The 17,872-nt window shown below is 70.6% G+C and carries 19 protein-coding genes and 1 riboswitch; of the genes, 17 read left to right on the top strand and 2 right to left on the bottom strand.

Annotation, left to right across the window (positions count from 1 at the left end; translation table 11 throughout):
- Positions 1-104 precede the first annotated feature (104 nt).
- From rplU to CHB84_RS12070, 16 genes are all read left to right on the top strand, one after another.
- The gene (gene rplU, locus CHB84_RS12145; protein ID WP_089301694.1) at positions 105-419 is read left to right on the top strand and encodes a 50S ribosomal protein L21; all 315 of its coding nucleotides are present in this window, start codon (positions 105-107) and stop codon (positions 417-419) included.
- Positions 420-438: 19 nt separating this feature from the next.
- Entirely contained in the window at positions 439-696 is a 258-nt protein-coding gene (gene rpmA, locus CHB84_RS12140) for a 50S ribosomal protein L27 (RefSeq protein WP_089301693.1), read from the top strand.
- 168 nt (positions 697-864) lie between these two features.
- Positions 865-2,364, top strand: coding sequence for a GTPase ObgE (gene obgE, locus CHB84_RS12135; protein ID WP_089301692.1), 1,500 nt, complete (start codon positions 865-867; stop codon positions 2,362-2,364).
- Positions 2,361-3,494, top strand: coding sequence for a glutamate 5-kinase (proB, locus tag CHB84_RS12130; RefSeq protein WP_089301691.1), 1,134 nt, complete (start codon positions 2,361-2,363; stop codon positions 3,492-3,494). Before obgE ends, proB begins: the two co-directional genes overlap by 4 nt.
- 203 nt (positions 3,495-3,697) lie before the next feature.
- The gene (gene nadD, locus CHB84_RS12125) at positions 3,698-4,294 is read left to right on the top strand and encodes a nicotinate-nucleotide adenylyltransferase (protein ID WP_089301690.1); all 597 of its coding nucleotides are present in this window, start codon (positions 3,698-3,700) and stop codon (positions 4,292-4,294) included.
- A gap of 182 nt (positions 4,295-4,476) precedes the next feature.
- A complete protein-coding gene (gene rsfS / locus CHB84_RS12120; RefSeq protein WP_089301689.1) occupies positions 4,477-4,863 on the top strand; it encodes a ribosome silencing factor in 387 nt (128 codons plus the stop codon).
- Between the two features lie 59 nt (positions 4,864-4,922).
- Entirely contained in the window at positions 4,923-5,519 is a 597-nt protein-coding gene (locus tag CHB84_RS12115) for a histidine phosphatase family protein (protein WP_089301794.1), read from the top strand.
- Complete coding sequence (octT, locus tag CHB84_RS12110) at positions 5,519-6,247, top strand: diglucosylglycerate octanoyltransferase (RefSeq protein ID WP_089301688.1); 729 nt, start codon at positions 5,519-5,521, stop codon at positions 6,245-6,247. The genes CHB84_RS12115 and octT overlap by 1 nt, the downstream gene beginning before the upstream one ends.
- 105 nt (positions 6,248-6,352) lie before the next feature.
- Positions 6,353-7,204, top strand: a complete 852-nt coding sequence (locus CHB84_RS12105) for a DegV family protein (protein ID WP_089301687.1) — start codon at positions 6,353-6,355, stop codon at positions 7,202-7,204.
- Between the two features lie 186 nt (positions 7,205-7,390).
- Complete coding sequence (locus tag CHB84_RS12100) at positions 7,391-7,738, top strand: WXG100 family type VII secretion target (protein ID WP_176439921.1); 348 nt, start codon at positions 7,391-7,393, stop codon at positions 7,736-7,738.
- 111 nt (positions 7,739-7,849) lie between these two features.
- On the top strand, positions 7,850-9,022 hold the full coding sequence (locus CHB84_RS12095) for a putative T7SS-secreted protein (RefSeq protein WP_089301685.1): 1,173 nt from the start codon (positions 7,850-7,852) through the stop codon (positions 9,020-9,022).
- 8 nt (positions 9,023-9,030) lie between these two features.
- Positions 9,031-9,690 carry a hypothetical protein gene (locus CHB84_RS12090; protein WP_141134656.1) on the top strand — a complete coding sequence of 220 codons (660 nt, stop codon included), beginning with the start codon at positions 9,031-9,033 and terminating at the stop codon, positions 9,688-9,690.
- Positions 9,691-9,745: 55 nt separating this feature from the next.
- Positions 9,746-10,036, top strand: coding sequence for a hypothetical protein (locus tag CHB84_RS12085; protein WP_141134654.1), 291 nt, complete (start codon positions 9,746-9,748; stop codon positions 10,034-10,036).
- A 49-nt stretch (positions 10,037-10,085) separates the two neighbouring features.
- Positions 10,086-11,069: a hypothetical protein gene (locus CHB84_RS12080; protein WP_141134653.1), complete on the top strand. Its 984-nt coding sequence runs from the start codon at positions 10,086-10,088 to the stop codon at positions 11,067-11,069.
- 152 nt (positions 11,070-11,221) lie between these two features.
- Positions 11,222-12,214 carry a ComEA family DNA-binding protein gene (locus tag CHB84_RS12075; protein ID WP_342743957.1) on the top strand — a complete coding sequence of 331 codons (993 nt, stop codon included), beginning with the start codon at positions 11,222-11,224 and terminating at the stop codon, positions 12,212-12,214.
- Positions 12,211-14,589, top strand: a complete 2,379-nt coding sequence (locus CHB84_RS12070; protein WP_089301680.1) for a DNA internalization-related competence protein ComEC/Rec2 — start codon at positions 12,211-12,213, stop codon at positions 14,587-14,589. The genes CHB84_RS12075 and CHB84_RS12070 overlap by 4 nt, the downstream gene beginning before the upstream one ends.
- Here the strand turns inward: CHB84_RS12070 and thrC are convergent.
- Positions 14,583-15,860 carry a threonine synthase gene (thrC, locus tag CHB84_RS12065; protein ID WP_089301679.1) on the bottom strand — a complete coding sequence of 426 codons (1,278 nt, stop codon included), beginning with the start codon at positions 15,858-15,860 and terminating at the stop codon, positions 14,583-14,585. The genes CHB84_RS12070 and thrC overlap by 7 nt on opposite strands.
- A gap of 12 nt (positions 15,861-15,872) precedes the next feature.
- Positions 15,873-16,008, bottom strand: a riboswitch (SAM riboswitch).
- 375 nt (positions 16,009-16,383) lie between these two features.
- Here thrC and holA point away from each other — a divergent pair.
- Positions 16,384-17,361, top strand: coding sequence for a DNA polymerase III subunit delta (gene holA, locus CHB84_RS12060; protein ID WP_245818696.1), 978 nt, complete (start codon positions 16,384-16,386; stop codon positions 17,359-17,361).
- 99 nt (positions 17,362-17,460) lie between these two features.
- Here holA and rpsT read toward each other — a convergent pair whose 3' ends face one another.
- The gene (rpsT, locus tag CHB84_RS12055) at positions 17,461-17,721 is read right to left on the bottom strand and encodes a 30S ribosomal protein S20 (protein ID WP_089301677.1); all 261 of its coding nucleotides are present in this window, start codon (positions 17,719-17,721) and stop codon (positions 17,461-17,463) included.
- Between the last annotated feature and the right edge of the window lie 151 nt (positions 17,722-17,872).

The following is a 17,872-nucleotide window of genomic DNA, read 5'->3' as shown; positions in this document are numbered from 1 at the left end:
AACCTGTAGGTCGGCCCGCAGTCAGTGCGGGCATCGTGCGCGCCTCGCGGGCGGACGCCCCGGAGCGCACGTTCCCATCCACTGTCGAGCAAGCAGGAGCATCCGTGTCGGCGTACGCGATCGTCAAGACCGGCGGCAAGCAGTACAAGGTGGCTGTCGGCGACGTCCTCGAGATCGAGAAGCTCGAGGGCAAGCCGGGTACCGAACTCACCTTCCCCGCGGTGCTCGTGGTTGACGACGGCGCTGTCACCACGGACGCTGACGCGCTCGCGAAGGTCTCGGTGACCGGCAAGGTCGTCGAACAGACCAAGGGCCCCAAGATCCGCATTCACAAGTTCAAGAACAAGACCGGGTATCACAAGCGGCAGGGTCACCGTCAGCAGCTGACCCGCGTCGAAGTCACCGGCATCAACAGCTAGGTAAGGAACCTGACTAGCCATGGCACACAAGAAGGGCGCATCCAGCTCGAAGAACGGCCGCGACTCCAACTCCAAGCGGCTCGGCGTCAAGCGCTTCGGTGGTCAGGAGGTGCACGCGGGCGAGATCTTGGTGCGCCAGCGCGGTACCAAGTTCCATCCGGGCGCGCATGTCGGGCGCGGTGGCGATGACACGCTGTTCGCGCTGTCTGCAGGCTCCGTGCACTTCGGCCAGAAGCGTGGCAAGAAGACAGTCAACATCGTTCCGGGTGAGGGCTGACCCCGACCATCGGGCGGGGACCCGAAGGTTTACGGCATATCCTCAAGGGGCGGGACCGAATACGCTTCGGCCCGCCCCTTACGCTGTGTTACAGCGGTCGCGCAGCGAACGGTGCCACGAGGCGTCGTGGCCGCGGCGGGGTAGCGCGAAGCAGGAGAGGCAGAAGTCATGGCCCGGTTCGTTGACCGTGCGGTGATACATCTCACCGCCGGCAAGGGCGGCAACGGCTGCGCATCGATCCGCAGGGAGAAGTTCAAGCCGCTCGGTGGGCCGGACGGCGGCAACGGCGGCGATGGCGGCGACGTGGTCCTCGTGGTCGACCCCGGCGTGCACACGCTGCTCGACTTCCACTACCGGGCACACCTGCGAGCCGGCAACGGTAAGCAGGGACAGGGAAGCAACCGTGCGGGTGCGGCAGGCAACTCGCTCGAGCTGCCTGTACCGGACGGCACCGTGGTGCTCACCGAGGACGGAGAGGTGCTCGCGGACCTGGTGGGCGCCGGAACCCGGTTCGTGGCCGCACAAGGCGGGCGCGGTGGGCTCGGCAACGCGGCACTGGCCTCCCGGGCGCGGAAGGCGCCGGGGTTCGCGCTGTTCGGGGAGGAGGGCGAGGCGCGCGACCTGGTGCTCGAGCTACGCTCGGTCGCCGACGTGGGCCTTGTCGGCTTCCCCTCGGCAGGCAAGTCCTCGCTGATCTCGGTGCTCTCGGCAGCGCGACCGCAGATCGCCGACTACCCGTTCACCACGCTCGCCCCCAACCTGGGCGTCGTCACCGCAGGTGAGTCGGCTGACGACGGTGCACGGGGGACAGGGACGGTGTTCACCGTCGCCGACGTGCCCGGCCTGATCCCGGGTGCGAGCGCGGGCAAGGGGCTGGGCCTGGACTTCCTGCGGCACATCGAGCGGTGTGCGGTGCTGGTGCATGTGGTGGACTGCGCGACGTTCGAACCCGGCCGGGACCCGGTGTCGGACGTCGACGCGCTCGAGGCGGAGCTTGCCGAGTACACCCCGCAGCTCGGTGGCGACCTGGCATCGCGCCCCCGGGTGATCGTGCTGAACAAGGTGGACGTACCGGACGCCGCCGAGCTCGCCGAGCTGGTGCGCCCGGATCTCGTCGCGCGCGGTTACGACGTGTACGAGGTCTCCACGGCCACGAGGCAGGGGTTGCGGGAGCTGAGCTTCGCGCTGGGCAGGCAGGTCGAGCAGGACCGCGCGCAGCAGCCACCCGCCGAGCCGAAGCGCGTCACGCTGCGACCGAAGCCCGTCGACGACACCGGGTTCACGGTGGAACGCGACCCGCACGACCCGGAGGGGTTCGTGGTGCGCGGCAGGCGACCGGAACGATGGATCGCCCAGACCGACTTCGACAACGACGAGGCCGTCGGCTACCTCGCGGACCGGCTCGCCCGGCTCGGTGTGGAGCAGGAGCTCGCCAGGCAGGGGGCCGTTCCGGGGTCCCCGGTCACCATCGGCGGGATGACCTTCGAGTGGGAGCCGTCGACTCCGGCGGGCGTCGCCGCCAGCCTGGGCGAGCGGGGGGCCGATACGCGGCTGTCCGACCATCCCAGGGTCACGGCTGCGGAGCGCAAGCGTGCTCGTGACCTACGCCGTAGCGGGGAGCAGGATCCTGACGAGAGCGGCGAGGCGAGCGGGGAGGAACACGTGTGACCGCCTCCCGCGTCCGCAACGGCATCGCCAAAGCCAGGCGCCTCGTCGTCAAGGTCGGATCCTCGGCACTGACGTCCACGGAGGACGGCATCGACACCGCACGTCTCGACGCGCTCGTGGACGCTGTCGCGGCTCGGGTCGCCGAGGACGTGCAGGTGGTGCTGGTCTCATCAGGGGCCATCGGGGCCGGGATCGCCCCGCTCGCGCTGGGAGGCCGTCCCGAGGACCTCGCTACCCAGCAGGCCGCCGCGAGCGTCGGGCAGCTCGCGCTGGCGCACGCCTACGCCGAGTCGTTCGCCAGGCACAGCCTCACCGTGGGGCAGGTGCTGCTGACATCGGACGACGTTGCCCGCCGTGCGCACTACCGCAACGCCCAGCGGACGTTCACCCGGCTGCTGTCGCTGGGTGCGGTGCCCGTTGTCAACGAGAACGACACGGTGGCCACCGAGGAGATCCGTTTCGGCGACAACGACCGGTTGGCCGCGCTGGTGGCCCACCTGATCGGGGCCGAGGCGTTGGTGCTGCTCTCCGACGTGGACGCGCTCTACGACGGCGACCCGCGCAGCGGAAGCACCCGCAGGGTGGATGAGGTGACCAGTGTCACGGACGTGGCTGAGCTGGAGATCGGCAGGTCCAGCTCCGGTCTGGGCACCGGAGGGATGGTGTCCAAGCTCGCCGCCGCACGCACCGCGGCGGCTGCCGGGATACCCGTGTTGCTCGCCGGGGCGCTCGACGCGGCGCGCGCGCTGGAACGTGCCGATGTCGGGACAGCCTTCGAGGCCGCGGGGTCCAGGCTGTCGGCGCGTCGTTTCTGGCTCGGCTACGCGGCAGGGGTCACGGGGCGGCTGCACCTCGACGACGGAGCGGTCGCAGCGGTTGTCGGCCGCCGCCGGTCGCTGCTCGCCGCCGGGGTGACCGGTGTGGACGGTGACTTCCTGGCAGGCGATGTGGTGGAGCTGGTGGACCCGGCGCAGGGGGTGGTGGCGCGCGGCGTCGTCGCGTTCGACGCGGGAGAGCTCCCGGCGATGCTGGGCCGCACGAGCGACGAGCTGCCCGAACACCTGCGGCGCGAAGTGGTGCACGCCGACGACCTCGTACCCATCACGCGATCGATCCATGATGTGACATGAGTCACAGTAGGTCTCGTATCATGTCGCGGGGTCGGGCCCGTCCCGCCAGTGCACCGACCTTCGCGGGGGGAGGCGCGGTGCCCGGTGGCGATACGTCATCGGCGCAGGCGGTGCGCGGGAACCGGCACCTCACGGGGAGTTGCGGGTGCTGCCCGCGTACCGCCTGCGAGCGGGGGACCGTCGCTGCCGTACGCTGCTGAGGTATGCCAGTGCGGCGTCGAATCGGAATCATGGGCGGGACCTTCGACCCCATTCATCACGGACACCTCGTCTCGGCCAGTGAAGTGCAGTCGCGGTTCGGGCTGGACGAGGTCATCTTCGTGCCTACCGGACAGCCGTGGCAGAAGGTGGGACGTGTCGTCAGCAATGCCGAGGACAGGTACCTGATGACGGTCATCGCCACGGCCTCGAACCCGGTGTTCTCGGTGAGCAGGATCGATATCGATCGGGGCAGCGAGACATACACCGTTGACACGCTGCGTGAGATGCGGCAGATATACCCCAGGGACGAGCTGCTGTTCATCACCGGCGCCGACGCCCTCGAACAGATCCTGACCTGGCGCAACGTCGAGGAGCTCTTCGAGCTGGCGCACTTCATCGGCGTCACCCGGCCCGGTTACGATCTCAACGACCACCACCTCCCGCACGGCAAGGTCAGTCTCGTCGAGGTCACGGCGATGGCGATCTCGTCGACATCATGCAAGGAGCGTGTCGCGCGCGGCGAGCCGGTGTGGTATCTCGTGCCGGACGGGGTCGTGCGCTACATCGACAAGCGCAAGCTCTACCGTGGTGATTCGTGATGCCGTGCCGGGTGGATCTCGGCGCACGCTCCGACAGGTCGGATCGCAATTCCCGGCACAGTGCCCGTCGCGCCGGTGGTTGACGGCCGATCAGCGCGGCCGGGTCGCTGCCGGTAGGCTCGGACGAGTGCCCGGGCGGGTGCCGTGAGCAGGGCAGCAGGAACACGGTGTGAGGAGTGAGAGTGACAGCGACGTCGGACGCACAGCGGATCGCCGAGACCGCCGCTCACGCGGCGGCGGACAGGAAGGCATCCGACATCGTCGTGCTCGACGTTTCCGAGCAGCTTGTGATCACCGACTTGTTCGTTATCGCCTCCGCGCCGAACGAACGCCAGGTCGGCGCGATCGTGGACAACATCGAGGAGAAGCTGCGCGAGGCCGGGAGCAAGCCGACCCGCCGCGAGGGCGCGCGCGAGGGCCGCTGGGTGCTGCTGGACTACGTGGACGTCGTCGTACACGTACAGCACGATGAGGAGCGCTCGTTCTACGCGCTCGAGCGCTTGTGGAAGGACTGCCCGCAGATCGAGATCGCGGGTCTGGTGCGGAACGAGGCCGGCGAGGAGCCGTGAGCGCGACCGACCGACCGGAGGAGGGGAAGGTCCCACCTGCGGGGCCGGGCGCCGCGGGCCTGCGCAGGCTGGTGCTGTGGCGGCACGGTGAGACTGAGTACAACGCCGCCGGACGCATGCAGGGCCAGATCGACACGGAACTGACGCCGGTCGGATGGGACCAGGCGCGGTTCGTGGTGCCCCGCCTGGCACGTTTCGCGCCCGAGCTGGTGGTCTCCTCGGACCTGCGCAGGGCCAACGACACAGCGACCGTGTTCACCGAAGCCATCGGAGTGGGCCTGCAGGTCGACAAGCGGCTGCGGGAGACACATCTCGGCCAGTGGCAGGGGCTCACCTCAGCGGAGGTCGACGAGGGCTGGCCGGGTGAACGGCAGCGCTGGCGTGCCGACGCGTCCTGGTCACCGCCCGGTGGAGAGTCCCGGGTGGACGTTTCCGAGCGAGCCTACGAGGTGGTCGCCGAGCTGCAGGACAGTACTTACGCCGCGGTGATGCTGGTCGCCCACGGCGGCCTCATCGTGGCCCTGACCGCGCGCCTGCTCGGGCTGCCGCTGGCCTTGTGGCCGATCTTCACCGGTATCGGTAACTGCCACTGGGTCGACCTGGGCCGGGACCGTGGGCAGTGGCGGTTGCTGGCGTACAACGCGGGCACGGAATGATGTCTCCGCGGATTCTCGTGCTCGGGGATTCGTTGACGTTTCACGGTCCCGACCGCGCGTATGCCGCCGATGAACCGCGGCTGTGGCCGAACGTGGCCGCCCGCGATGTCGGTGGAGCGGCCGACATCGTCGCACGCAGCGGGTGGACAGCGCGGGACGCGTGGTGGGCGCTGATCAGTGACCCCAGGGTCTGGGCGGACCTGCGACGGGTCGACGCGGTGGTGCTCGCGGTCGGCAGCATGGATGCGTTGCCGTCCCCGCTACCGACCTACCTGCGCACCGGCATGCGCTACCTGCGCCCGGACGGGCTACGGCGCGCGACGCGCGCCGCGTACCGGTCGGTGCAACCGCGCCTGGCCGTGGCGTTGCGTGGCAGGCCCGCGGCCTTGCCGACGAAGCTGACCGTGCGATACCTCGACCGGTGCACCAGGGCGATGCGCGTGCTGCGGCCCGGTATGCCGATCCTCGGCATCGTGCCCGCTCCGCACCACGCTCCCGCGTACGGCTACGTGCACGCGGTGCGCGACGCCACGTCGCGAGCGGTGGCCGCATGGGCCGAGCGCGCAGGGGTGCCCCTCGTCGACCTGCCGGGGCTGATCGGGGACCACGTGCGTCGCGGGCAGGGCAACCCGGACGGCATGCACTGGGGCTGGGAGGGCCACGAGCTGGTGGGAGCCGCGGTGGGTCGGCTGCTCGGCAGCGAGATCGGTGTGCCGGGTCCGTCCTGAGTGCCGGTCCCGCCCGCTGTCTGCCTGCCTGGCCGGCCCGGGTCCGGCGACACAGGGGTGCCCCGACCGTTCCCGGTGTCCAGCGCCGGCTACTAGGCTCACGACGTGCCGGTCGCCGTTGTTACTGACTCCACAGCCCAGCTGCCAGCGGAGCTCGCGGAGCACCATGCCATCACCGTCGTGCCGCTCTACGTGCTCATCGACGACACGTCCTGGCTGGACGGGCACGATGTCGGCTCGGCCGAGCTGGCCGCGGCGTTGCGGCGGAAGAGCACCGTCACGACATCGATGCCCACGTCGGAGGAACTGGCCCACGTGTACCGGCAGGCCCTGGATGGTGGCGCGGACGCGGTCGTGTCGGTGCACATCTCCGCTGAGCTGTCCGGCACGTGGGGTGCGGCGGTCCGCGCGGCGGGCCAGGTCGATCCGGATCGGGTCCGTGTCGTCGACGCGCGCACCACGACGATGGGGCTGGGGTTCGCGGCGATCGCGGCGGCGCAAGCCTCCGCGGCCGGTGGGGGCGCCGGGGACGTCGAGGCCGCCGCGGTGTCGACGGCGGCTCGGTCTCGCACCGTCTTCGCCGTCGAGACGCTCGAGTACCTGCGCCGGGGTGGCCGCATCGGCTCCGCCGCAGCGTTCTTCGGGACCGCGCTCGCCGTCAAACCGCTGCTGCACATCGAGCAGGGCAGGATCGTGCCGCTGGAAAAGGTGCGCACCATGGGCAGGGCGGTCTCACGGCTGGTGGATCTCGCGGCCGAGGCGGCGGGCCCGGGGCGGGTCGAGCTCGCCGTGCACCACTTCGCCCGCCCGGAACGCGCCGAGCAGGTGGCCCGGCAGCTGCGTGAGCGCCTGCCGAATGCGGAGCGCTGTGTGGTCACCGAACTCGGTGCGGTGATCGGTGCGCACACCGGCCCGGGCGCGCTCGGCATCGTCGTGCAGCGCCACGAGGACGGCTGAATGACGCTTTCGGTCCACGAGATGGACTGAAAGCGTCATTCAGCGAACAAGGCACGTCGGATGTGTCCGCGTGCTAAGGTCTCGCCGAGCTGTTCCGGAATGGGGGCTTCGCCTGGGCCGGGCGCTGCGCGGGTATCACTACGCGGGTATCACTGCGCGCGCGTCGCCGGTCCGAGCACGGCTGCCGTGAGCATGCGTGGAGGGAAGCACGTGGTGGACATCAGCGTCAGCATCGACGGTCTTGACCGGCTGGGTACGGACCTGGATCGGGTCGTTGCCGACATCGAGGACGCGGCGAGCAGGTTGTCGCAGCACGGTGGAGGCTTCATGGGCACAGGGGACCGAGCGCTCGGTCCCGAGGAGCTCAACGCCGCCGCCACCGAGTTCTGGAGTGACTGGGACGACGGGCTGTACAAGATCAATAAAGCCCTCGACGGTGTGCGGGAGGGCCTCGAGGACGCCAAGGACACTTACGCGGAGTTCGAGCGCGAGATCGCCTCCGCGCTCGATGAGGCCGCCGAGGGACTCGGATAGTCGGTCCTACCTGGCGCAGCGTCACGGTTCGCGCAGTTCCCGGCGCAGGCGAACGCGTCGTCGACGAACGGGGAACCGGGCGCGGTGCCACGACGAGAAAGGTAGTACGGCATGGTTTCTCCACCAGGACTGCAACCCGATGCGGCTCCCGGTGATTACCCCGGGATCGGTTTCGATCCGGCGCACGGGAACGCGTCATTGGTCGGGGAGTTCGCCAGGCAGTTCCTCGACACGGCGGAATGCGCCGGTCGCGCGCACGAGGCGTTGAATTCGGTGCTGCGTGGACGCCAGGACGTCTGGTTCGGCGAGGCGGCCGAGGCTTTCGCCGAGCAGCTGGACGATCTGCCCCGCTACATCGACAACGCGCGCGAGTCCCTCGAGCAGGCGGGCAAGGCGCTGGATGCCTGGTCCGACCAGCTGGGTGCCCACCAGCGCCGGGCTGTCGAGATCGAAGGCGACATTCAGAACCTGCTGCGCCGGTTCGAGCACGCGAACGAATACGTCGAGCGTACCCGGCAGCACTGGAACGCCAATCCGGCCGATCAGGCAGCAGCCGGCGCACACGACAGCGCGTTGAAGAGCGCGAACGACATCGCGGCGCGAATCGAGGAGCTGCGCAGGATCGCACGCGACGATCTGATGGAGGCGTGGCGTGACGACGGGCGGCGTTGCGCGGAGGCGCTCAACGACGCCGGGGCGATCGCGCCGGACGTCGGCCGCTTCGAACGTCTCGGGGACGCGTTCCGGGACGCGATCGGCACGATCGGCGACATCGCGGGCATCGTGTCCGCTGTCGCGGGGTTGCTCGCGTGCATCCCCGTGCTGGCCCCGGTGATGGGTCCGATCGCGCTGGTGGCGGGCGGTGTGGCACTGGCGGCGAACGCGACCGACATGGCGCTCAACGGCAACCTGGACGACCCGATGGCCTGGGTCGGTCTCGGCGGTGACGCCCTGGGGATGGTTCCCGGCGTCGGCGCCGCGTTTCGGGGCGCGCGCGGTGTCTACCGGACCGCGGATGTGGCGACCGACGGTGCTCAGGCGATGACGCGGGGCCTGGAAGCGGCGGGACGGTTGCCCACGAACGGGGTGGCCACCACGAGTAGTGGGATGCGCGGCGCCGTGGACGCCGTCGCGGACAGCGCCCTGCCGGGTGGGAGGTTCGACGTGGCGACGTCTGCGCTGGCGGTGCCGGCATCCGTCGCGGGGGCGAGTGACCATGAGGGCGTGTCGAACGCCGGAACCGTGTCCGGCACGATCCTGAGCGGTATCGGTGCGGCGCGATAGCCATGACGATGACGGAAGGCGATGCCACGGGCGACCCCCTGTACTTCTCGGTCCCGCCGGTCTTTCAGGAGATCGACCTGGACGGTGACCCCGAGGAACGGGTGCGGCGCAGCTTCGAGCGGTTCGGCGCGGCGCTGGAGGGTGCCACGCCCGAGCAGTGCGGCTCGCTGACGCTGCAGCAAGAAGTCATGATCGGTGAGCTGCTGGAACAGGGGGCGATCTATGCCGCGACGTGCCTGGTTCGCACGGAGGACGAGCCGCCGCGCTTGAGTACCGCGCAGTTCACGGTATGCGTGCGGGAGGCGAATCTGGACGGTGAGCGGCCGCTGATGGCCCTTGCCGACGGGCTGCGGGTGCCCGGCTCGCCGCGTGAGGTGGCCTTCGCCGAGTTCCCGGCGGGTCGGGCTGTACTGGTCGGCGACGAGGCCGACGTGCACCTGCCGTACACGGTGGACGGGAGGAATCAGCCGCAAAGCCACCGGGTACGGCAGGCCCAGGTCGTCCTACCGTTACCGGGCAACCGGAGGATCGCCGTGTTCGGGATATCGAGCCAGTGCCTTCCGGAATGGAGCTACTACGCTGCGATGCTGGACGATATCGCCTACAGCGTGTCGTTCACGGCGCCCTCGGAGGACGGCGGTTCGCCGATCACCGCCGTGCTCGGTTGAGCCGCGTGGCGGTACCGAGCAGCGCGATGTGCGGCACGGGCAGGAAGGTGAGGTTGTGGAAACGGTCCTGACGGTCCTGGGTTTCGCGGTCCTACCGGCGATCGCGCTGTACGGCTATATCGACAGGTACCTGCTGCGTAGGCGGTCACTGCGGGCGGGTCTCGCCGCGTTCGAGGCGCAGTACCGACCGTCGGGGTGCACGGTGGATGTGGCGTCCTGCTACCCGCTCTCCGAACACATGGTCAAGGAACTGGCGGCGAGCCGCGGGTTGCGCTACACCGGGCGTGCTCCGGGGCGGAGGCGGCTCGGCCCGATGGGTTTCGTGCCGGCGGACCGGACCGGGTGACGGGATGCTGTACACGGTGCTGCTCTGCGTGGCAGTCACGCTGAACGCGGTGTCTCTGGGTGCTCTGTTCCATCTCGGTGCCACCGAACGTGACGGTGGCGTGCGGGCACGCAGGCGTGCCCGCACGCGGCAGCTGGAGTCGCTGGGGTCGGTGCACGGTCAGGCACAGGGTTCCGTCCTCGAGCTCGACCGGGTCGCCTACCGGGAGGTGCCGAGGTACGAGTTGATCGAGCTGCTCGGCAGGCAGGGTTGGCGCTACGTCGACGAGCACCTCGACGCGAACGTGTGGCGGTTGCGTTTCCGCAGGGCCGGCCCGGCTGAGGCGGCAGTCGCGGTCGATGCGCGGACACGGTTGCGCGATGAGCTCGCCGCCGCGCGCCCGGGCGTGAACGGCACGTACTGGCTCGATGTCAACGACTACATCAACGTCCCGACCGAGGAGATCGGCGCGTACGTGCACGCCGCAGGCTGGCAGGTGTGTGGGACGGCATTCGACTCGCCGCGCAACGGCATGATCATCAAACCGGCCGGGGTTGCCGCGGTCCGGCCGAGCGACGGCGCGTTCGTCGACGCGCACGGCCCCGGATCGGGATCCACACTGGCCGGATCCGGTGACGCGGGCGGGTTCGAGGAGCTGCGTTCGTACCGGCGCGTGGCCGACCGCGCCGCCGAGCTGCACCGCCGGCTGGGTTTCGACCCGCTGGACGAGACGAACCTCCTGCGCGTGCGCGCGCGGTACCTCGCCTGGCAGAAGCGGATCAAGATCCTGGCGAACGTGGCTGCGGTGTTCTTCCTCGTCGTGGTGACTCCTCCGCTGGCCTGGCTGCTGTACGGGCACTTCGACGAGAGCCTGCACATCGCGTTCGCGGTGAGCGGGGTCGCCGCGGTTCCCTGCCTGACGTCGCTGATCTGGTGCCTGATCCTGGTCAAGCGGCGCAACGACGAGCTCGGCCCCGCTATGCGCGCCTACCGGGAGCTGCGGAACATGGCATCCGACCATGCCCAGCTCGCCTCCTGGTTTCGTGTTGAATGACGCTTTCAGTCCGCGAGACGGGCTGAAAGCGTCATTCAGCGTTCCGAATGGACTGAAAGCGTCATTCAACACATGTCCACGGGGTGGGGGTTGTCCACAGGCGCGGCGGAAACCAGTGGGTAGCGGGCCCGGCGCGCCCTACTGTCGTGGCCGTGCCCGAGGTAACAGCAGGACCGTCGCCACGTACGCCCGCGCAGTCCGAGCTCGCCGCAGAGCGACTGGCTGCACTGGCCGGCAGGCCCCGGCGCCGGGACGCGGCAGCTACGGATGCCGACGCGGTAGCAGCACTCGTCACCCCACGCATGCCCGGCCGGCTCACGCTCTTGGCATCGCGATGGGTCGCGCGGCTGCGGCAACGCTGGATACCGGGCGGTACCGGGGCACGGGATCGGACCGGGGACGGTGCCGGGGAGGAGCCGGGAGGAAGCGGTTCCGTGGCTGCCGACCGGCCGCGCTCCGGCCTGCGGCGCCTGCCGGTCCTGGTCGTGCTGCTCCCGGCCGTCGCGGTGGTGGGGGTGCTGAGCGTGACAGCGTGGGCACTGTCCGGCGGACAGGAGAGCCAGGAGCACGTCCCCGCGCACGTCGAGTCGCCCACCGGCGAGGTCGTGCGTGATGGTCCCGCGGAGCCCGCGCCCACCTCGCCGCCACGGACTCCGCGGGAGCGCGACACGCGTGCGGACGGGGGCGAGCCCCGGGACGGCGCGGCCGACCTGGTGATCAGTGTGGTGGGGGAGGTCGCCGAGCCGGGACTGGTCACCGTGCCCGCCGGGTCGCGTGTCGCGGACGCCGTCGAGGCTGCCGGAGGCGAGGACCCCGGTGCCGACCTCATGGAGATCAACCTGGCGCGGCCGTTGACCGACGGCGAGCAGATCTACGTCGGGGTGCCCGCCCCGCCCGGCATGGGACCGGAACCGAGCGACCCGGGAGGACGGACGCCCGGGGAGGAGTCCGGTCCGGTCCACCTGAACGGGGCGAGTACCGCCGAGCTGGAGACCTTGCCGGGAGTCGGAGAGGTCACCGCGGGCCGGATTGTGGAGTGGCGGGAGCGGCACGGTGAGTTCACCGCTGTCGAGCAGCTGCGCGAGGTCCAGGGGATCGGGGAGAGCAGGTTGGACAGCCTGCGGGACAAGGTCACCGTGGAATGATCGGCGGTCCTGCCGCCGCGGACGCCCCGGATCACACCAGGCAGGACTTCCGGCTGGTTCCGGCCGCGGGCACGATCTGGTTGGCCGCGCTGCTGGGGCTGCGGATCGCGTGGTGGTGGGCCCCGGTGTGCGGCGGTCTCGCCGCGATCGTTGCCGCCGTCATGCTGGCTCGACGGCCCCGGCGCGGGAGGGCGGTCGCGGGCGCCGTGGCGCTGCTGCTCGCAGGCGCGCTCAGCGCCGTGTTGCTCGGCATCCGGCTGCACGCAGCGACACACGACTCCCTGCACGCCGAGGCCGAGCGCTCCTCGACCGTCCACGCGCGGGTCACCGTCCGAGAGCGGCCCCGGCCCCTGCGGTCCGGTAGCGCGGCACACCAGCGGCAGGGAACCGGGTCCGTGCTGCTCACGGCCCGGGTCGAGAGCGCGGTCGTGCACGGCAAGCGGCTGGACAGCACGGGGCGCGTGGTGCTGCTCGCGCCTGCCGGGCAGTGGTCACGGCTACTGCCCGGGCAGACGGTCGCGCTCTCCGGTTCCCTCGCGCCACCGCGGGACGGCGAGCTCGCGGTCGCGACGGTTCGCGTGCCCGGCGACGTGCCCCCGACCACGGTCAGCGACGCACCCTTCTGGCAGCGGGGTGGCGCCGCGCTACGCCGTGACCTGCGAGCGGCGAGCTCGGTGCTGCCCGAGGACGCGGCAGGCCTGCTCCCGGGCCTGGTGGTCGGGGACACCTCCGGCCTGCCGCGTCGCGTGCTCGACGAGTTCCGCGCTGCCGGGATGTCGCACCTCGTTGCCGTCTCCGGCATGCACGTGAACGTCGTGTGCGGTGCCGTGTTCCTGCTGCTGCGGGGAGTGCGAAGCGGCCCGCGACTGTCGGCCTCGCTCGCCGGGCTGGTGCTCGCCGGGTACGTGGTCACCGTCGGCTACACCCCGAGCGTGCTGCGGGCAGGGTTGATGGCGGCCGTGGGGTTGCTCGCATTGTTCCTCGGCCGGCAGCGCGCGGCGATGCCCGCGCTGGCGTTCGCGGTGTGCGTGCTCGTGCTGTACGACCCGCAGATGGCCGTGCGGTTCGGGTTCGCCATGTCCGTGGCGGCGACGGCGGCACTGGTCGTGCTCGCGCCGCGATGGGTCGAGTCGCTCCGGTCTGCGGGCGTGCCGGTCGGGATCGCCTCGGCCGGAGTCGTCCCGCTGGTGGCGTTCCTCGCGACAGCCCCGCTCATCGCGGGGATGGCCGGTGAGGTCAGCCTGGTCGCGGTCGGGGCGAACCTGCTGGCCACCCCCGCCGTGGCGGTGACGACCGTGCTCGGCGCGCTCGCCACAGCGACCGCAGGCGCCGCGCCCTGGCTCGGTGAGCTGCTCGCACGGGCGGCGTGGCCGGGGTTGAGCTGGTTACTGCTCGTGGCTCGCGGTGCCGCGGACGTCCCTGCGGGCGTGCTCGGCTGGCCGGATGGGTGGATCGGCGGTGGGCTCGCGGCACTGGTTTCGTTGTCCTGCGCGCTCGCCTTCCGGTACCGGATGCCCCGTCGCGTGCTGGCGGCCTGTCTGGTTCTGGCGCTGGTGGTATGGGCCGTCGTGCGCCTGTCCGCGCCGGGGTGGCCTCCCGCGGGCTGGGCGTTTCTCGCCTGCGACGTCGGCCAGGGTGACGGGTTGCTGCTCGCGACCGGCGAGGCAGGCAGTGCCGTGGTGCTCGACACCGGCAGTGCACGAAGCGGGATGGCGGCATGCCTCGACAGGGCGGGCGTGGATCGTGTCCCGCTGCTCGTCGTCACGCACCTGCACGAGGATCACTACGGCGACCTACCGGCGGTGCTGGACGCTACGCAGGTCGACGCGGTGGCCGTGGGGCCGGGACGTACCCCGGAGCGCGCGTGGACAGCCGTCGTGAACGCCGCGAGGGCCGAGAACGTGCCGCTGGTCGAGCTGGCACCGGGGGATGCGATGAGCTGGTCCCGGCTGGACCTCCGGGTGATCGGTCCGCGCCACGTGCCTGCCGAGCAGGCGGCCGAGCCGGGCGGCACGCCCGTGAACGACCTCTCCCTCGCCGTCACCGCCGACACTCCTGCCGGCAGGATCCTGCTCCCCGGGGACGGGGAGGTGGCCGCCCAGGGCGACCTGCTCGCTGCCGGCCACGACCTGCGCGCCGACGTGTTGAAGGTGCCGCATCACGGCAGCGGGCACACGCGGGAGGACTTCCTGCGGGCTGTCGCACCCGCTGTCGCGGTCATCAGCGTGGGGGAGGGAAACCGGCACGATCACCCGGACACGGCAGTCGTCGACCAGCTCACCGGCGTGGGAGCGCGGATCGCGCGCACCGACCGCGCGGGCGACATCGCTGTCGTGCCCGCGCGGGACGGCATCGTCATCGCGCGTCGCTACTGACCGAGGGCCTCGCGCACGGCGTCCACCGTCGGCGTGACCGTCGCCTTCGGGCCGACCGAGTCCTGCACGGCGTCCAGCGTCTTCAGCCCGTCGCCGGTGATCATCAGCACGGTCTCCGCGTCGGGGTCGATCTTGCCGGCCTCGATGAGCTTCTTCGCGCACGCCACGGTGACCCCGCCTGCAGTCTCGGCGAAGATGCCCTCGGTGCGGGCCAGCAGCTTGATCCCCTCGACGACCTCCTCGTCGGTGACGTCCTCGATCGCGCCGCCGGTGCGGTTGACGGTGTCGAGCACGTACGGCCCGTCTGCGGGGTTGCCGATGGCCAGCGAGCGGGCGATCGTGTCCGGCTTGGTCGGTTGCACGACATCGAGGCCGGACTTGAACGCGGAGGACACCGGGGAGCAGCCGGTGGCCTGGGCGCCGAACACGGTGTACGGGGACGGCTCCACGAGCCCGACCTCGCTCAACTCGGTGAAGCCCTTGTCGACCTTGGTCAGCTGCGAGCCGGAGGCGATGGGCACCACGATCTGCTCGGGGATGCGCCAGCCGAGCTGCTCGGCGACCTCGAACGCCAGTGTCTTGGACCCCTCGGAGTAGTAGGGCCGGACGTTGACGTTGACGAACGCCCAGTTCTCGTTCTCGGAGGCCAGCTCGGTCGCCAGCCGGTTGACGTCGTCGTAGTTACCGTCCACGGCGATCAGGGAGCCGTCGTAGACCGCGGTGGTCAGCACCTTGGCCTGCTCGAGCGAGGACGGGATCAGCACGACGGAGTCCCATCCCGCGCGGGCAGCGGCGGAGGCAACGGCGTTGGCGAGGTTGCCGGTCGACGGGCAGGCGAGCACGTCGAACCCGAACTCGCGCGCGGCGGCGAGTGCCACCGCCACCACCCGGTCCTTGAACGAGTGCGTGGGGTTGCCCGTGTCGTCCTTGACCCAGATCCGGCGTACGCCCAGCTCCTTGGCCAGCCGGTCGGCGCGGATCAGCTTCGTACAGCCCGGCTCGGTGTTGGGGATCTGGTCGACGTTGCTCGGAACGGGCAGGAGCTTCTTGTAGCGCCAGATGTTGCGTGGGCCCGACTCGATGTCGGACCGGCGCACCGTGCCGAAGTCGTAGGCCACCTCGAGCGGAGAGAAGTCCTCCGCGGAAACGAAGTCCGGAGCGAGCGGCTGCTCGTGGCCCTCTTCCTTCGACTTCAGGTACGCGGCCGGTCCCAGGTCGATACTTCCGGAAGCGGAAGAGCTGGTCGAGGTCGCGCCGAACGTTGCTGTCATCGAGAGGTCCTTTCCTCATCTGCCCCACGGTGAGTCATGGGCCGGAATTGGCACCGAGTGCGCTGGCTACCTCGCTGATCGAGATGACTGGCCAACGCCGGTTGCCGGGGCTTCATCGGGCCGGTCCCTCTGCCCCTCTGGATGAGCGTTATCGAGTTGTCGCACAGAATCGTCGGGTCCACTTGTGGTCGCGCTACGCTCCACGTTTACCGTATCCCAGCTCGTTTCCATGGTTACCTGGCGGCGTATCCCGGGGTCGTTTCCGGGGACGTATCCGGGGACGTATCCGGGGACGTATCCGGGGACAAGGCCACCCGTACTACACCGTACGGCACGGGCAAGGGGGCTGCTACGCGCTGGCGTGCCGACTAGACCTGCGTCACACTCCTCGCTCTTTCCCGCCCTGGCCACGGCCGGGCGCCGTCCGTGGCAGGCGGCGTACTCCCGTGGCCGCCGGAGCGGGCTCGAGGTGTGTCCGGGTGCCACGGCGATCCCTGGCCGCCTCACGTGCGAGGATGGCCGCGTGAGTGAGCCAGCGAACGCGGCGCGGCCGGTGCAGCTCGTGCTCGGCGATGAGGCCCTGCTCGTCGAACGGGCCATCTCCGCCGCCCTGGACGCCGCTCGGCGAGCCGATCCGTCCACCGAGCTCACCCGGATCCCGGCGAGCGAACTGACGGTGGGCACGCTGACCGAACTGGTCAGCCCCACGCTGTTCAGCGAGGGCAGGGTGGTCGTGCTGGACTCGGCCCAGGACGTCTCGAACGAGGCCGCGGAAGCGATCGGCAACTACGTACCGGACCCCGTCCCCGGTGTCGTGCTCGTCGTGGTGCACAGCGGTGGAGGTCGGAGCAAGGCGGCCAAGGAGCTGCCTGCGACGCTTCGTCACGCGGGTGCCGCGGTCACGGAGTGCGCCAAGCTCACGAAACCGGCCGAGCGGGAGGCCTTCGTGCGGGCGGAGGTGCGTGGCGCCGGTGGTGCGATCGACGCGGGTGCCGTGACGGCGCTCGTCGAGTCCGTGGGAACCGACCTGCGGGAGCTGGCGGCCGCGGCGGGTCAGCTGGTCGCGGACTCCGGAGGGCACATCGATGAGCAGGCGGTTCGCAGGTACCACACCGGTCGCGCGGACGTGACCGGCTTCGTCGTCGCGGAGAAGGCGGTGGCCGGTGACGGCACCGCTGCGCTGTCCGCGCTGCGGTGGGCACTGCACATCGGTGTGGCGCACGTGCTCGTCGCCGACGCGCTCGCCGATGCCGTGCGCACGGTGGCGCGCGTCGCCTCGGCGGGCAGGGGCAACCCGAACACCATGGCGAGCCAGCTCGGGATGCCGCCGTGGAAGGTGCGCAAGGCGCAAGGGCAGGCCCGCGGCTGGACGCGGGAGGGGCTGACCACGGCGCTGGAGATCGTCGCGGAGCTCAACGCCGAGGTCAAGGGAGCAGCCGCCGACGGGGAGTACGCGTTGGAGCGCGCTACGCGGCGCATCGCCGCGCTGCGCGAGTCCTGACGGGACCGCTCGGCCCTGGCCGTACAGCACGAATCCCCCGGGCGCGGGACCAGGGGGATTCGTGCCTGCGGGGGCCTTGCAGCGGCCGGGGCAGCCGCCTCAGAGCGAGTCGACGTGCCTGGCCATTGCCGACTTCTTGTTGGCCGCCTGGTTCTTGTGGATGACGCCCTTGCTCGCGGCTTTGTCCAGCTTCTGGGCCGCCGCGCGCTGGAGCTCGATCGCCCTGTCCTTGTCGCCGGCCTTGGCGGCCTCGCGGAACTTGCGGATCGCGGTCTTCACCGACGACTTGACGGCCTGGTTGCGCTGGCGCGCCTCCTCGTTGGTGCGGATACGCTTCATCTGGGACTTGATGTTGGCCACGCTGGCGCTCCTTCGTCTGCTCGATCATCGGTGGGATGCGTGCCGCGTTCTCTCCGGCCCTGACGCGCGCGAGGCGGCGACAGGCTTCCTCCTTGGCGGAATGCCACACGGCAACAACGGTCCAGGGTACACGGCACGGTTTCCGGCTCCC

The sequence above is a fragment of the Haloechinothrix alba genome (assembly GCF_900188115.1).
GTDB lineage: Bacteria > Actinomycetota > Actinomycetes > Mycobacteriales > Pseudonocardiaceae > Haloechinothrix > Haloechinothrix alba.
This window is presented reverse-complemented; position numbering and strand designations above follow the sequence as displayed.

Bases quoted from the DNA above. Each gene is read 5' to 3' on its own strand.
- rpmA (WP_089301693.1), top strand. From the start codon at position 439: ATGGCACACAAGAAGGGCGCATCCAGCTCGAAGAACGGCCGCGACTCC.
- obgE (WP_089301692.1), top strand. From the start codon at position 865: ATGGCCCGGTTCGTTGACCGTGCGGTGATACATCTCACCGCCGGCAAG.
- nadD (WP_089301690.1), top strand. From the start codon at position 3,698: ATGCCAGTGCGGCGTCGAATCGGAATCATGGGCGGGACCTTCGACCCC.
- octT (WP_089301688.1), top strand. From the start codon at position 5,519: ATGTCTCCGCGGATTCTCGTGCTCGGGGATTCGTTGACGTTTCACGGT.
- CHB84_RS12095 (WP_089301685.1), top strand. From the start codon at position 7,850: ATGGTTTCTCCACCAGGACTGCAACCCGATGCGGCTCCCGGTGATTAC.
- CHB84_RS12090 (WP_141134656.1), top strand. From the start codon at position 9,031: ATGACGGAAGGCGATGCCACGGGCGACCCCCTGTACTTCTCGGTCCCG.
- CHB84_RS12070 (WP_089301680.1), top strand. From the start codon at position 12,211: ATGATCGGCGGTCCTGCCGCCGCGGACGCCCCGGATCACACCAGGCAG.
- thrC (WP_089301679.1), bottom strand. From the start codon at position 15,860: ATGACAGCAACGTTCGGCGCGACCTCGACCAGCTCTTCCGCTTCCGGA.